The sequence below is a fragment of the Peptostreptococcus sp. genome (genome assembly GCF_036639115.1).
In the GTDB taxonomy this organism is placed as follows: Bacteria; Bacillota; Clostridia; order Peptostreptococcales; family Peptostreptococcaceae; genus Peptostreptococcus.
Genome location: NZ_JAVWJH010000002.1, coordinates 351,143 through 367,143 on the forward strand (window position 1 = coordinate 351,143; position 16,001 = coordinate 367,143).

Annotated in this window: 11 protein-coding genes and 1 other annotated feature; all 11 genes read left to right on the forward strand. The window is 30.6% G+C overall.

The annotated features are described in order from the left end of the window. Positions 1 to 99 precede the first annotated feature (99 nt). Complete coding sequence (locus tag RR561_RS03800; RefSeq protein ID WP_332506104.1) at positions 100 to 840, forward strand: TIGR04283 family arsenosugar biosynthesis glycosyltransferase; 741 nt, start codon at positions 100 to 102, stop codon at positions 838 to 840. Positions 841 to 952: 112 nt separating this feature from the next. Beyond that, positions 953 to 1,423 (forward strand): YbaK/EbsC family protein, encoded by a 471-nt coding sequence (locus tag RR561_RS03805; RefSeq protein ID WP_332506105.1) that lies wholly within the window; start codon positions 953 to 955, stop codon positions 1,421 to 1,423. Between the two features lie 350 nt (positions 1,424 to 1,773). Then, entirely contained in the window at positions 1,774 to 2,415 is a 642-nt protein-coding gene (locus RR561_RS03810; RefSeq protein WP_332506106.1) for a YitT family protein, read from the forward strand. A gap of 359 nt (positions 2,416 to 2,774) precedes the next feature. Continuing rightward, complete coding sequence (gene gap, locus RR561_RS03815) at positions 2,775 to 3,797, forward strand: type I glyceraldehyde-3-phosphate dehydrogenase (protein WP_106776554.1); 1,023 nt, start codon at positions 2,775 to 2,777, stop codon at positions 3,795 to 3,797. Positions 3,798 to 4,334: 537 nt separating this feature from the next. Beyond that, positions 4,335 to 5,792, forward strand: a complete 1,458-nt coding sequence (locus RR561_RS03820; protein WP_332506107.1) for an APC family permease — start codon at positions 4,335 to 4,337, stop codon at positions 5,790 to 5,792. A 311-nt stretch (positions 5,793 to 6,103) separates the two neighbouring features. Next, positions 6,104 to 10,408 carry an acyl-CoA dehydratase activase-related protein gene (locus RR561_RS03825; RefSeq protein WP_332506108.1) on the forward strand — a complete coding sequence of 1,435 codons (4,305 nt, stop codon included), beginning with the start codon at positions 6,104 to 6,106 and terminating at the stop codon, positions 10,406 to 10,408. Between the two features lie 70 nt (positions 10,409 to 10,478). Further along, the gene (locus tag RR561_RS03830; RefSeq protein ID WP_332506109.1) at positions 10,479 to 11,786 is read left to right on the forward strand and encodes a hypothetical protein; all 1,308 of its coding nucleotides are present in this window, start codon (positions 10,479 to 10,481) and stop codon (positions 11,784 to 11,786) included. Between the two features lie 88 nt (positions 11,787 to 11,874). Next, positions 11,875 to 12,119 (forward strand) — a binding site (T-box leader). A gap of 189 nt (positions 12,120 to 12,308) precedes the next feature. Beyond that, positions 12,309 to 13,118: an amino acid ABC transporter substrate-binding protein gene (locus tag RR561_RS03835; protein WP_332506110.1), complete on the forward strand. Its 810-nt coding sequence runs from the start codon at positions 12,309 to 12,311 to the stop codon at positions 13,116 to 13,118. A 36-nt stretch (positions 13,119 to 13,154) separates the two neighbouring features. Beyond that, on the forward strand, positions 13,155 to 13,772 hold the full coding sequence (locus tag RR561_RS03840; RefSeq protein ID WP_332506111.1) for an amino acid ABC transporter permease: 618 nt from the start codon (positions 13,155 to 13,157) through the stop codon (positions 13,770 to 13,772). Positions 13,773 to 13,783: 11 nt separating this feature from the next. Beyond that, positions 13,784 to 14,443, forward strand: a complete 660-nt coding sequence (locus RR561_RS03845) for an amino acid ABC transporter ATP-binding protein (protein ID WP_332506112.1) — start codon at positions 13,784 to 13,786, stop codon at positions 14,441 to 14,443. Between the two features lie 395 nt (positions 14,444 to 14,838). Continuing rightward, complete coding sequence (locus RR561_RS03850) at positions 14,839 to 15,990, forward strand: THUMP domain-containing class I SAM-dependent RNA methyltransferase (RefSeq protein WP_332506113.1); 1,152 nt, start codon at positions 14,839 to 14,841, stop codon at positions 15,988 to 15,990. Positions 15,991 to 16,001 lie beyond the last annotated feature (11 nt).

The following is a 16,001-nucleotide window of genomic DNA, read 5'->3' on the forward strand; positions in this document are numbered from 1 at the left end:
TCTGTATGAATTATAGACTTGGTCTCATTACAAATTCAAGCCTTCTACAAATGGCTTGAAACTTATACAGAGATACTTTTAGATCTAGGGGAAAAATGAATGTACAAAAAAATATCGATTATAATTCCAATATATAATGAATTTGAAAACGTAAAAAAAATAATAAATAATTTAAAAGATGTAGAAGACATATACGAAGTTATATTTTCGGATGGATCAAACGATTATAAATCAAAGAGAGAAATAATTGAAGCAAATAAAAAATATAATAGCAATATATTTAAATATATTGAATCATCTAAGGGACGAGCAGTTCAAATGAATACTGGATATAAATACTCTTGCGGAGATATTATCCTTTTTCTTCATTGTGATAGTATCGTAGAGAATGATTTATCTTTAAAAATAATAAGTTCTATTAATGAAAATAAAGTGGAATTTGGATGCTTGTCATTATACTTTGATGATAAGAGATTGTTGATGAAGATTTGTGGATATATGTCTAGAAAAAGGGCTGAGAGAAGAAAAATTGCCTTTGGAGATCAAGGTATGTTTTTTAGGAAAGAAACATTTGAATTAATTGGAATGTTTCCAGAAATTGCTCTAATGGAGGATTACGAAGCATCTATAAGGGCAAAGAAATATACTAATCTCAAACAGATAAATTCAAAAATAATCACTTCTTCAAGAAAATATTACTCTAATAAAGGAATTTTTAACAAAGGTAAACTGAGTTTTATTGGTATTTTAAAAACAATGCTAGACATGCAAATTTTTCAATATCAATATAGAAGGGGAGTATCTCCAGATAAACTACTCGAAAAATATTATAAAAAATAAGAAACTTCACTATCATACAATTTTGATGAAGTTTCTTTTTTTGTCGGAAAATTCTTAAAAGTATGATAAAATTATAAATAATGATATTATAATTTATTTTACGGAGGTTGTTATGAGTTTGGAGAATGTAGAAGCATATTTTAAAGCTGTTAAAAGAAGTGAAGATATAATTGTCTTTGATAAAAGCAGTGCAACTGTTGAATTAGCGGCTATAGCATTAAAAACACAAGAAGCAAGAATTGCTAAAACTTTGGCTTTCATGAGAGATGATTCACCTATTTTAATTGTAACTTCAGGTGATATGAAAATAGATAATAAAAAATATAAAAGTGAATTTTCCTGCAAGGCAAAAATGCTTTCCTATGAAGATGCAGAAGAATTGATAGGTCATTTACCAGGAGGAATCTGTCCTTTTTCTATAAAAAATAACGTATTTGTCTATCTAGATAAATCTTTAGAAAGATTTGAAAGTTCTTTTCCTGCAGCAGGAAGTTCCAATTCTGCAATAGAATTAACTTGTAAGGAATTAGAAACATACTCCCAAAATTTTGTGAAATGGGTTGATGTGTGCAAAAACAAGTGATTTGCTAGTTTAGTTATAGTAAACAAATAAAAAAATTTAAAAAACTTAAGTTCATACATACTAAGTTTTTTAGTCATATTAATAAATTTTAAGAAAAAATAAAATCGTGTAAACTTTGAAATCAAACGCTTTTCAGATGCTTTTTGTAAAAAAAAATAAAAAAGCTTAAAAAGCCGTCAAAAACATAACGAAAAAATTTGCGTTTTGAAAATACTGAAAGGGCTATTGTAAACAGCCCTTTTTTTATGTATAATTAATTAACGTTGAGCTTAACAAATGAATATTAGGTAGGTAGCGCTTCCATAACGAAGGTATTGCATTTAATTGCAAAAGAAAAGGAAGGTATTTTTATGGACAAACGGTGTGTTATAAAAAAGTTATGTCTTATGACAATTGGTACTTTTATATTATCGTTTGGAGTATATAATTTTTACTATCAAAATAGTATTACAGAGGGAGGAGTATTAGGAATACTCTTGATTCTTAAGAATCTATTTGATGTAAATCCATCTATATCCAATGTTATTATAGATGGATTATTAATTTTATTAGGATTTAAATTTTTCGGAAAAGAATTTTTCGGGTTTACTATATTTGCATCCGTATGTTTTTCAACTATGTACGCCATATGTGAAAAAATCGGATTCTTAGTCACTATAAATAATAATATTGTAGCTGCTATTCTAGGAGGACTATGTGTCGGAATAGGATGTGCTATAATAATGAATGCAGGTGGTGCATCTGGTGGAGATGATGTCTTAGCCATTGTACTATCAAAGATATCAAAGTGCAGAATAGGTCTTATATATTTCTTAACAGACATTTCTGTGTTGTTGCTTTCTCTTGTATATTTACCTCTAGACACTATGGTCTATTCAATAATAGCCGTAATAACAAGTGGACAGGTAATAGACTTATTATATAATAATAAGAATGAATTTATTACAGATGCTGCTTTAGCAGAGAAGGTTGATGAGAAGTTAGTAGCATAATTTTATTTATATAGTGTATCACAATAGAAATAAAATTAGATTTTAAAGTAAATTATGTAACTTTTAAAACTATATAACAAACATTTGAGGCTTAATCTATATTGATTAAGCCTTTATTTGTATAGGTTTATATTCACTAATTCGTGTTTTTCTTTATGATTTTATGATTTTATATTCTTTTTCTTAAATGATTATGTAATATTAAAAATTAGAATATATATATTGCATTATTAATTCAAATAGTATACAATAAATATGTAAGAGGAAAATATATTACATACTATTGAGTTGCGATATCGTTTTTTTCGATATTAATACAACAATAATATAATTATCATATACTATACGGAGGAATTTAAATGAAAATAAAAGTAGGTCTAAATGGATTTGGTAGAATAGGTAGAGCAGTACTAAGAATAGCAGAAAGTTCAAATGATTATGATTTTGAAGTTGTAGCTATAAATGCAAGAGCAAATGCAGAAACACTAGCACACCTTTTCCAATACGATTCAAGCTATGGAATTTTCCAGGGAGATGTTGAAGTAAAGAGTGAAGATTGTATATCTGTAAATGGTAGAGATATCGCAATCACTAGAGAAAACCATCCATCTGAAATACCATGGAAGGATTTAGGAGTAGATATAGTAGTTGAAAACACAGGTAAGTTCAAGACTAGAGAAGACGCTATTGGTCATATAGAATCTGGTGCTAAGAAGGTTGTTATAACTTGTCCTGCAAAGGATGAAGATATAACAGTAGTTCTAGGAGTAAATGACAAAGACTATGACTCAGATCTACACAATATTATATCAAATGCTTCTTGTACAACTAACTGCCTAGCTCCAGTAGCAAAGGTAATAGATGAGAAGTTTGGAATTGAAAACGGTATGATGACAACTGTTCATGCATACACTAATGATCAGCAGGTATTAGATAAGACTCACAAGGACTTAAGAAGATCAAGAGCTTGTGGAGCATCAATAATACCAACAACTACTGGTGCTGCTAAGGCTGTATCACTAGTATTACCACAGTTAAAGGGTAAATTAAATGGTTTCTCTCTAAGAGTTCCTACTCAGACAGTATCAATTGTTGACCTAGTTGTAAATGTAAATAAGAAGGATGTTACTGCAGAAGAAGTAAATGCAGCTCTTAAGGAAGCTTCAGAAAATGAATTAAAGGGAATATTAGGATTCTCAGATAGACCTTTAGTATCTGTTGACTATAAGGGAGACGCTAGATCTTCTATAGTAGATGGATTATCTACTATGGTTATGGAAGATGGACTTGTAAAAGTTTTATCTTGGTATGACAATGAATGGGCATACGCTGTTAGATCTGCAGATCTAGTAAACTTAATCTGTAAAAAGTTAAATAAATAAGACAATTTATAAAATATATTTAGATGAATAACAGCAAATTTGCTTTTATTATTAGTATAATTAAAAGTTATTTATAAAATATATTGTTTATAACCCCAACATAGAATTCCTATGTTGGGGTTATTTTTTTCTTACTTTCAGACTATAATAAAATAATCAATTTAATCCTCTATATTCAAATAAAAATATATAAGATACGCTTTCTAACTATTATAAAGAACCTTATTATACGATATTTCTTTATCATTATTTGTTGTATTTTTAGTTATATACTAAGGCGTATTAACACTTTTCAGCATTAATCTAAGATATTGTTGCGTTATTTATTCTGAAAAATTGCAAAATTCTCAAATAAGTGGTATAATTTTTAACATAGCAAACGTTTCTTTCCATTAAATTTAATTAGTATAACTACTAAACAAGTAAACAACTTTAATTGACTTTAGTAACTGTGAAATATATTGATTTCACAAAGTATTCTATTTTTAACAGTATTATTAAATTAATGATAAATGTTAAAAGAAGGGAAGAGAAAAAATGGGAGAGATAGATAAACATATAAACAGTGAAGAAAGATTTGAAAAAGTTTTATCGGAAAGAGATATTTTTGCTATTGCTTTTGGAGCTATGATTGGTTGGGGCTGGGTTATATTAGCTGGATTTTGGATTCGAGGTGCAGGGTCTGTAGGAGCTATGATAGCCTTTGCTATAGCAGGTGTGATGATTGTGTCAGAAGGATTGATCTTCGCGGAACTTACAAGCGCTATGCCACTAAACGGGGGTGAGCAACAGTTTAGTATGAGGGCTATGGGTAAGAAAGGTTCCTTTGTATGTACTTGGGGGATAATTCTCAGCTACATAAGTGTAACTGCTTTTGAGGCTTGTGCACTTCCTTCAGTACTTCAGTATATATTCCCAAATATTTTACAGGGATATATGTATACAATTGCGGGATTTGATATCTATGCATCTTGGGTAGCAATCGGTTCAGTATCAGCCTTTATTTTAACTATGATAAATATAAAGGGTGCTGGATCAGCAGCAAAGCTTCAAAATTTTTTAACCTATGTAATAGCAGCTATAGGTATATTGTTAATAGCTCTGGCCGTTGTTAAAGGAGATGTGGCAAATATGCATCCATACTTTGAGAATGGTTATAAAGGAGTATTGTCAGTAGCTGTAATGACTCCATTTATGTTTTTAGGATTTGATGTTATTCCTCAAGCCGCAGAAGAAATTAATGTTCCACTCAAAAAAATTGGTAAAATTATGATTTTATCAATTGTCATGGCTGCTTTATGGTATATTGCGATAGTATTTGCTGTATCAGTAGCTATGAATGCAGATGAAATAGGAAAGTCTGGCTTGGTAACAGCAGATGCAATGAAAAAACTTTGGAATAACAAACAGATAGCTGCAAATATAGTCATAATCGGTGGTGCCGCTGGTATATTGACAAGCTGGAATTCATTTTTTATAGGAGGAAGTAGAGCAATATGTGCCTTATCAGAAGCAAAACTGATACCAGAAACATTCTCTAAACTTCATCCTAAGCACAAAACTCCATACGTAGCTATACTATTAGTAGGAAGCCTATCTATGATAGCACCATTCTTTGGAGAACAGATGCTTACTTGGCTTACTAATGCTGGTAGCTTTGGTGCTGTAGTAGCTTACTTTTGTGTAGCAATCTCATTTGCAATATTGAGAAAAAATGAGCCAGAACTTGAAAGACCTTATAAGATAAGATTCCCAAAATTAGTGGGAACAATTGCAATTATTTTGACTGGTGGAATGTTGATTTTATATATTCCAGGTTTACCATCAGGATTTGGATTTGAAGAGTTCGTAATAGTTGCAGGATGGATAATTTTAGGTCTAGTTTCTTACTTACTATCAATGAAAAGTTGGAAGAAAAAGGGTTACACAGATCAGTATTTATTTGGGGACATACCGTATTATAAAAATAGAAAATTAAAGACGATAAAAAAGTAAGATTTATATAGTTGTTTATAAAAAAAGGCCACCTATGATTATTTAACATAGGTGACCTTTTTGTTTTTTAAAGGCTTTATATTGTTATTTTAAGATAAAAATACGTTTTTATTTGCTATATAATTCTTTTCTAATAGGAAAAAAATTATTCTTAATTTTCAAGTTTATTTATTTTTATTTATCACGCCTGCAATTATTATTAAAAGTCTGGGTATATATGTTATAATAAGAACATATAGATACTACTTAAAAAGTAGTATCTATATCATATTATATGTAATAATTAGATTTTTATTTTAGGAGGTATGAAGATGGAAGGGATCTATAATTTAGGGATAGATATAGGATCCACGACTGTTAAAGCCGTTGTACTATCAGATGAAGAAGATGTTGTATATAAAGAATATAGAAGACATCTTTCTGATGTAAAAAAAGCTGTCAGCGATCAATTGAAAGATATATTCAAAAAGTTAGGTAATATAAATGTAAAAACCGTAATTACTGGTTCAGGTGGTATTGGATTATCAAAGAAAATAGGTATAAAATTTGAGCAAGAAGTAATTTCTAGCACAGAATCTATTAATCATTATCATCCAGAGACCGATGCCGTAATAGAGCTTGGCGGAGAAGATGCAAAGGTAACATTTTTATCTGGTGGAATAGATCAGAGAATGAATGGAATCTGTGCTGGCGGTACTGGGGCATTTATAGATCAAATGGCATCTCTTCTAAAGACGGATGCTGCTGGACTAAATGAACTCGCAAAGGACTATAAGGTTATATACCCAATAGCATCTAGATGTGGAGTTTTTGCCAAAACAGACATACAACCACTTATAAATGATGGTGCTAGTAAATCAGACATAGCTATGAGTATATTTAACTCTGTAGTAGTTCAAACCGTAAGTGTTCTTTCTTGTGGTAGAAAAATAGCTGGCAAAGTTGCTTTCTTAGGAGGGCCACTATATTTCTTATCAGAACTTAGAAAACAATTCTCAACAGTTCTAAAACTTGAGCCAGAAGATATTATTTTCCCAGATGATGCTCAGCTATACGTAGCACTGGGGGCAGCTCTTTTATCTGATAAAGAGCAACATCTTTCTATACAAGATTTGATACAGAGAGTTAACTCTGTAGATTCACTTGAAGATGGAAATAGCGAAGAAGTGGTTCCTTTATTTAAAAATGATGATGACTATAAAGAATTCGTAAATAGACATTCAAGTGCTACTGTAAAGACACGCGATATAAATACTTATACAGGAAGATGTTTCCTAGGTCTAGACGCTGGGTCTACAACAACAAAGGCAGTCTTGATCAGCGAGGATGGAGATATATTATATACTCATTATGGAAGCAATGAGGGGAGCCCTCTAGATATGAGTATAAAGATACTTAAAAATATTTATAATGTTTTACCTGAAGGTTCTAGCATATCTAGAGCGACTGTTACTGGGTATGGTGAAGAACTTATTAAAAAAGCATTACGCCTAGACGAGGGTGAAATAGAAACAATTGCTCACTATAAAGCCGCAAAATTCTTTGATCCAAAGGTAGATTTTATTTTGGATATAGGCGGACAGGATATGAAGTGTCTGAAGATAAAAAACGGAGTAATAGATCAAATAATACTTAATGAAGCTTGTTCTTCAGGATGCGGTTCTTTCTTGGAATCTTTCGCAAAGTCGCTACATATGGATGTTGTAGATTTTTCAAAAGAAGGTGTTTCAGCCGATAATCCCGTTGATTTGGGATCAAGATGTACAGTTTTTATGAATTCAAGAGTTAAGCAAGCTCAAAAGGAAGGTGCTACAGTAGCAGATATATCTTCTGGACTAGCTTATTCAGTAGTTAAGAATGCTTTATTTAAGGTTATAAAGCTAAGAGATGTTGAAGAACTGGGAGAAAATGTTGTTGTACAAGGTGGGACTTTCTACAATGATCTAGTTTTAAGATCCTTTGAAATACTAACAGGTAGAGAAGTTACAAGACCTGATATAGCAGGACTTATGGGGGCATTCGGTGCAGCCTTAATATCAAAGGAAAACTTCACTGGTATTAGATCAAATATATTAAATATAAATCAATTAAATGATATCACGGTAGAGTCAAGTGTAACTAGATGTAAGGGGTGTCCTAATAAATGTCTCTTAACAATCAACAAGTTCTCTGAATCAGAAATATTTGTTTCAGGAAATAGATGTGAAGTTGGGGAAGCCATATACACTCATTCAAAGGTAAAGAAAAATGAAAATGCTATAAATTTATATAAGTATAAATATGAAAAATTATTTTCATATAAATCTTTGGATAAAAAACTTGCTCCTAGAGGCGAGATTGGAATTCCGAGAGTATTGAATATGTATGAGAATTATCCATTTTGGCATACTTTCCTTACTGAGTTAGGATTTTCTGTAGTATTATCTAGTAAATCTTCAAAGGAAATATTTGAAAAAGGAATCAGTTCAATTGCATCGGATACAGTATGTTATCCTGCAAAATTAGTACATGGTCATATTGAAGATCTAATCGAAAATGGCATAGATACAATATTTTATCCATCTGTTACTCATGAATTTAGAGAAGATGAAAACTCAGACAATCACTTTAATTGTCCTGTCGTTACATCATATCCAGAGGTTATCAAGAGTAATATGGATTCTATAGATGAGAATAATATTAAGTTCATAAATTTCTTTATAACTCTAAATGACAAGGAAAAGTTAAAAAAGAGAATTTATGGAGCAATGAAGTATCATTATCCTGATATATCAAAAAATGAAATAAACAATGCAGTCGATAAAGCTACTCAAACATATGATGATTTTAAAAATGATATTAGACAAAAAGGTGAGGAAGCAGTAAAAATTCTAACAGAAGAAAATAAAAAGGGAATTGTCCTTTCTGGTCGACCATACCATGTGGATCCAGAGATAAATCATGGTATCCCAGAATTAATTAATTCTCTTGGAATGGCTGTTTTGACAGAGGATTCAATATGTCATTTAGCTGAGATGAAAAGACCGCTTAGAGTTGTCGATCAATGGGTCTACCATTCAAGATTATACAAGGCAGCAGCCTTTTGTAATGATCATGATAATTTAGATATGGTTCAATTAAACTCATTTGGTTGTGGTCTAGATGCAGTTACTACTGAGCAGGTAGAGGATATATTAAATGAAAAATCAAAAATACACACAGTTATAAAAATAGATGAAGGTAATAACCTTGGTGCAGCTAAAATTAGACTTAGATCTCTAAAGGCGGCTATAAACGAAAGAGAAAAAAGTGGAATAAAACCTTCAAAAGTTGAAACTAAGGTAGTTAAGTATCAGAAAAATACTAGACTAAATCCACAGCACACACTTTTAGCTCCACAAATGGCACCTATTCAGTTCCAATTTATAGAAAAGGCTGTCCAAGATTCAGGTTTGAAAGCAATAGTTCTCAATGAAAACTCTTCAGAAATAATAGAAGAAGGACTTAGATATGTAAACAACGATGCTTGCTATCCAGCAATAATAGTAATTGGTCAAATTATACATGCTCTTAAATCTGGAAAATATGATCCTGAAAACACGACTGTTCTAATGAGTCAAACAGGTGGTGGTTGTAGAGCTACAAACTACATAGCTTTCTTAAGAAAAGCTCTAAAGTCAGCTGGCTTTGAAAATGTACCTGTAGTATCAATAAGTGCACAAGGTGTTGAAGACAATGGATTAAAAGAACATGTAAGCTTAAGTCTTTTAAACAAGCTAGTAATGGGTGTAATTTATGGAGACCTTTTGATGAAAGTTCTTCTTAGAGTAAGACCTTATGAGAAATTCCCAGAAAGTGCAAATGCACTCTATGAAAAATGGGTGGAAAAATGCAAAAATTCTTTATCAAATGGAAATATGAGAGAGTTTAAGCAAAATGTAAACCAAATTGTTAGAGATTTTGATAATTTAGAAATTACAGATGAAAAGAAACCTAAAGTAGGTCTTGTAGGAGAAATACTCGTTAAATTTAGCCCAATAGCAAATAATGACTTAATCTCCATACTAGAGCGAGAAGGAGCTGAAGCAGTTGTTCCTGAATTATTAAACTTCTTCTTGGCGGCTGCTTATAATACAGTCTACAAAAAAGATAATCTTGAAGGTACTTTTAAGGCTATGGTTGGTGGTAAGGCTGTTGTAAAAATAATAGAAACTTATCAAAGAACATATTACTCAGCACTTAGAAAGAGCAAGCGATTTGAACCACCACAAAAAATTTCTGACCTAGCAAACTATACTAAGAGATTCGTATCGCTTGGTAATCAAACAGGAGAAGGATGGCTACTTCCTGGTGAGATGCTTGAGCTTTTAGAATCTGACTGTAACAATATAGTATGCATGCAGCCATTTGGTTGTCTACCAAATCATATAATAGGTAAGGGAATTATAAAAGGTATTAAGAAAGAATATAAAAAAGCCAATATAATACCTATTGACTATGATGCATCTGCTACATCTGTCAATCAGTTAAACAGAATTAAACTAATGCTTTCTACAGCATTTGATGAAATTAATGGAAATATTGAAGAAGAAAAAAATGAATTTAAGCCAATTGATTTAAATTCTGCAAGTAGATAGTAGATTTAAAATAGTATGCCTTAAAATTAAGGCATACTATTTTGTTAGTACTTTTAATAAAGGGGTAATTATGAATATAACTAATGAAGCTATTGAGTCACTTTATAAAGAAAATTTAATAAATGAAGAACTAATTATATATCGTGGCAAATTTTGTATCTATACAGATATAAAAATAAAATGTGATGGTGTAGTATACTATAAAATTACAGACCCCGTAGCAATCAACTTCAAAGCTGATGTTTTTCAATACGAAAAATTAATAGATAAGTTTGATGATAGATCTTTAGATGATGTAAAGTTAGAAATTACTGGTTATAAGCTTATCGATGCAGAAATAATTTCTTTTAATAATGGAAAAGTAAAAGGATATGTAAACGATTTGCTTATGAAATCAAAAGATAGCACTGTAGATTATGTACAATTTGATATAGTAAATATGGATAAAATACCAGGTAAATTGGTGAATTATGGTGAACTAGTGTATGCTGGCAGAATAGAATTTGCTGTCAATGACTTTAATATAGTTATAGATAAAAGTTATGAATACAATAAAGAACTTCATAGCGAACTAGTATCTAAAAATGGCTGTATTATTACTCACACTGGTAGAATATACAAAAATAATTTCGAACCATTTAAAACTAGAAATATAGATGGATTAATCCACAGGATAGCAACAGCTATTAGCTTTGCCTGTGGTAGATATATTAATATACCTTCTGCATATGGATATCTTGAAAATAAGAATACATATAGAGCTTGGTATAGAATGCTTTCTACTGACTATAGATTTGTTTTTAAATGGACGACTACTATTGCCAACTATCACAATTTTGAAAAGTATTTGTCAATAATGTGCAAAAAGCTAGAAAATGACTACTACAATGACACTATTACTAGTATTATTGATTGGTACATAGAGGCATTGAATGGGTTAAATATGGGAAATAATATTATATCTATACAAACAGCTTTAGAGATGCTTTCTTATGTGGTCTTGGTTGAAGAAGAAGATCACTTCCAGCAAAACGAGTATGATTCACACATAGCAAGCCATAATATAAGGTGTTTATTAAAAAAGTGTAAGATTGATTACTCTATACCAGAAAGTGAATGTTTTTCTGATGAAATAAAAAATTCCTTTGACGATGGGGTAGATTTGATCACTTATTGTAGAAATTCAGTAGTACATCCTAGTAAAAAGAAAAGAAATGTAGATTTAGAATTTGAAGAAATTTGGAGTATTATTCTTTTGGGAGTAAACTATATAGAGTTGTGTATATTATACATAATTAATTATAGGGGAGAGTATACAAATAGATTTAAAGATTTTTATTTTGGCGATATAGAAATTGTGCCCTGGGCAAAAAAATAATATATTTAGAAAATTTATATAATTTTATAAATATAGCTTGACAATTGTCATAATTTGTAATAAACTCAATACAATATCAAAAATAACTTATATGACATTGATGAGAAATAGTAATCATGTTGATTTAAACAGAGAGTCGCTGGTTGGTGAGAAGCACATATATGAATCATGATGAACACATCTCGGAGTCTGATACCGAATTATAGTAGGCTATCACGGGAGCACCCGTTACAGTGCCAAGGTATGATTGTACCTAATGAGGTCATTGTCGTGAGGTAATGATAAATAGAGGTGGGAACACGAAGTATTGAAATTGATACTCTCGTCCTCTGACAGAGTCAGAGGATGGGAGTTTTTTTATTTCAATTTTTTAAAATATTGAATATTAAAAGTGTTAAGAAAATTCTAATTAAAAGTGCGCGCATCACAAAATTAAAATTAACATACTCACTAAGACTCAAACAAATACTAAAAAAAGATAGAAAATAAAACTAAAATAAATTAACTATGGAGGTATTTAAAATGAAAAAAGGAATCTTAAAAAAATTATTATTAACTACTCTAGGAGTGGTGTTAGTATCTAGTCTAGTTGCATGTGGCTCAAATAAAGAAGAAAAAACAAAAGACGCAGCAGCCAACAAAAAAGACAGTAAGCAGGTTGTTGTTGGGTTAGATAATACATTTGTTCCTATGGGATTTTTGGACGAAAACAATGAACTTGTTGGATTTGATATAGATCTTGCAAAAGAAGCTTTCAAAAGAGCGGGCTATGAACCTAAATTCGAAAATACAGATTGGTCTATGAAAGAACAAACTTTAAATAATGGAAGTGTTGACTGCCTATGGAATGGATATAGTGTAACAGAAGAACGTAAGGAAAAAGTAGCTTTTTCTAAACCTTATCTAGACAACAAACAAATTGCAATTACAATGTCAAAAGAACCTTTCAAAAATATAATGGATCTAAAAGATCAACCTGTAGGAACTCAAGCAGCTTCTTCAGCTCTAGAAGCTATAGAAAATAATAAAGAATTTATAGATATAATAAAAGATAATAAACCTGCAACTTATGACACTTACGATAAGGCACTTAGAGATTTGGAAATAGGAAGAACAAAAGCTGTTATAGGTGATGAGGTACTGTTGAAGTATTATATCAAACAAAGAGATCCTGAAAAATATAAAGTTCTTGAAGGTGATCTAGGAAGCGAAAAATATGCTGTAGGTTTTAGAAAAGATGATACAAAATTAAGAGAAGATATTGATAAAGCCCTTGACGAAATGAAGAAGGATGGAACTTTCAAAAAAATAGAAGATAAATGGTTTAAATAAATTTAAAAAGCAACTAAGAAGGAAGGAAGTAAACAAATGATTGATGGAGTAAAAATAGTATTGGAATTATTTTTTTTTACAACTATATTTTCAATACCACTAGGAATAGGAATAGCCTTTATAAGAACTTCGAAAAATAAAGTAGCCAGAGGAATTACAAGCTTTTATATTTGGATTATGAGAGGTAGCCCATTATTATTACAGATGATGTTTCTATACTATGGTCTTCCACTATTAAGCGATAAACTTGTATTTGATAGGATGCCAATAGCAATAATCGCATTTTCAATAAACTATGCAGCCTACTATGCTGAGATATTCAGATCGGGACTTGAATCTATAGATAAGGGTCAGTTCGAAGCTGCCCATGTATTGGGATTTGATAAATTTACTATGTATAGAAGAATTATTCTTCCACAAGTAATAAAAAGAGTTCTCCCACCAATATCAAATGAATTTATAACACTTGTAAAAGACACTTCTTTGGTATATATATTGGGATTGAATGATTTATTAAGAATAGCTACAGCAGCGAGTAATAGAGAGGCAAGCTTAATGCCATTTGTATATGCAGCGATTATATATTTACTGATGACTGCTATACTTACAAAGCTATTATCAATGGTTGAAAAAAAGTATTCATATTATATTTAGGGGTGTTGAAAATGTTAAAAGTAATAGACTTGAAAAAAAGTTTTAATAATACAAATGTATTGAAAGGTATTTCATTTGCTATTTCTCCAGGAGAAATAGCTGTAGTACTAGGTAAATCTGGTGCTGGTAAAACAACTTTAATGAGATGCATAAATGGGCTTGAATCATTTGACAGTGGCAAAATAGTAGTAGATGATATAGAAATAAATAAAAATTCAGATATGAAAAAAATAAGAGGACAAGTTGGAATGGTATTTCAAAACTTCAACTTGTTTCCTCATCTGACAGTTTTGGAAAATATTATAGAGTCTCCTGTCAATGTTTTTAATAAAAATAAAGAAGAGAGCACAAAATTAGCAATTGATTTGCTTGAAATGGTTGATTTATCTGATAAAAAAGATTTCTATCCCTGTGAGCTTTCTGGAGGACAGCAACAAAGAGTTGCAATAGCAAGAAGCTGTGCCTTAATGCCAAAAATTTTATGCTTTGATGAACCAACATCTGCTCTTGATCAGGAGAATATAGAAAAAGTAATTGATATTATAAAGGCCTTCAAAAAAAGAGGAATGGCTATCTTAATAATCACACATGATATTCTTTTTTCAGAGAAAATAGCAGATAAAACTCTTTACATAGAAGATGGTCTTCTAATAGACAAAACTTCACTTTAGTGATTTTATTTTAGTTAGCTCTATCAATCATAAAAAGACCCCACTACATTGTACGATTGTAGTGGGGTCTTTATTGTTCACACAAACCCTTTTAGAAATATTTTTATGGACTTACAAAATGAATGCTATATTTTATATATTTTTAAATATTTTTTTTGTAAATAATAATATTATTTCTTTTGCATAATCATTTGAAAACATAAAAATATTTCTAAAATCATATATTTTAGTAAACTGTAGCAATATTTTCATTGTATGAATAATATTATCTTCCATTTAAAAAGAATCAATCAAACACTGCATATCTTTTCAACTTACACTTTTGTGTGATATAATTGAAATATTGGATATTTATAGAAATAAATATGGAAAATAATATATTACTTGGAGGTACTATGGATTATAAATATACGCTAATTTCGCCGTGTTTTTTTGGTATGGAAAAAATGCTAGCTAATGAAATAAAAGCTCTCGATTTTGAAATCGAAAAAACAGAAGACGGAAGAATTACATATAAAACAGATGAATATGGAATTGCAAAGGCAAATATGTGGCTTAGATGCGCAGAAAGAGTAAACCTTAAGATAACAGAATTTAAGGCTACATCTTTCGAGGAATTATATGATAAGACAAGGTCAATAGATTGGTCAAGATTTATTCCTTATGGAGCAGAATTTCCTGTGTCTAAAGCTTCATCAATCAAGTCAAAGCTTCATTCTACACCAGATATACAGTCTATCGTAAAAAAAGCAGTTGTTGATAGCCTTAAAGAACACTATCAAGAGGAAGGCATGCTAAAAGAGGATAAAGAAAAATATCCTATATTTGTATTTATTCACAAAGACAAGGTAGTACTATCTATAGATACTAGTGGTACTGCACTTTACAAAAGAGGATATAAAGAAAAATCAAATAGAGCTCCTTTAAGAGAAACTTTAGCTGCAGGTCTAGTATATCTTACTCCTTGGAGAGCAGGAAGAACTCTTGTTGATCCAATGTGTGGTTCAGGAACTATCTTAATAGAGGCAGTCATGATTGGAATGAATATGGCTCCAGGTTTAAATCGTGAATTTATATCTGAAAAATGGAGAACTATTGATAAAAAAATATGGTGGAATACTAGAAAAGAAGCCTTTGAACTACTTAAAGATAATGAAGATTTTATGATATATGGATATGACATAGATCCTGAGTCTATAGAAATCGCAAAACATAATGCAGAACTAGCTGGAGTAGAAAACTATATAAAGTTTGAAGTTGGAGATGCGACTAAATTTACTAGTGATGAGGAGTATGGATTTTTAATTAGTAACCCTCCATATGGAGAAAGATTGGAAGATGAAGAAAGTGTAAAAATTCTATACAAGGAGCTTGGATATATGTGTAGAAATCTTAAGAATTGGTCATACTTTATAATTACATCTTATGAAGAATTCGAATATGAATTTGGTCAAGACTCTACTAGAAAAAGAAAATTGTATAATGGTATGTTAAAGACATACTACTATCAGTATCTAGGTCCAAAGCCACCTAGAAAAGAAAATTAAAGTCAAAGGAG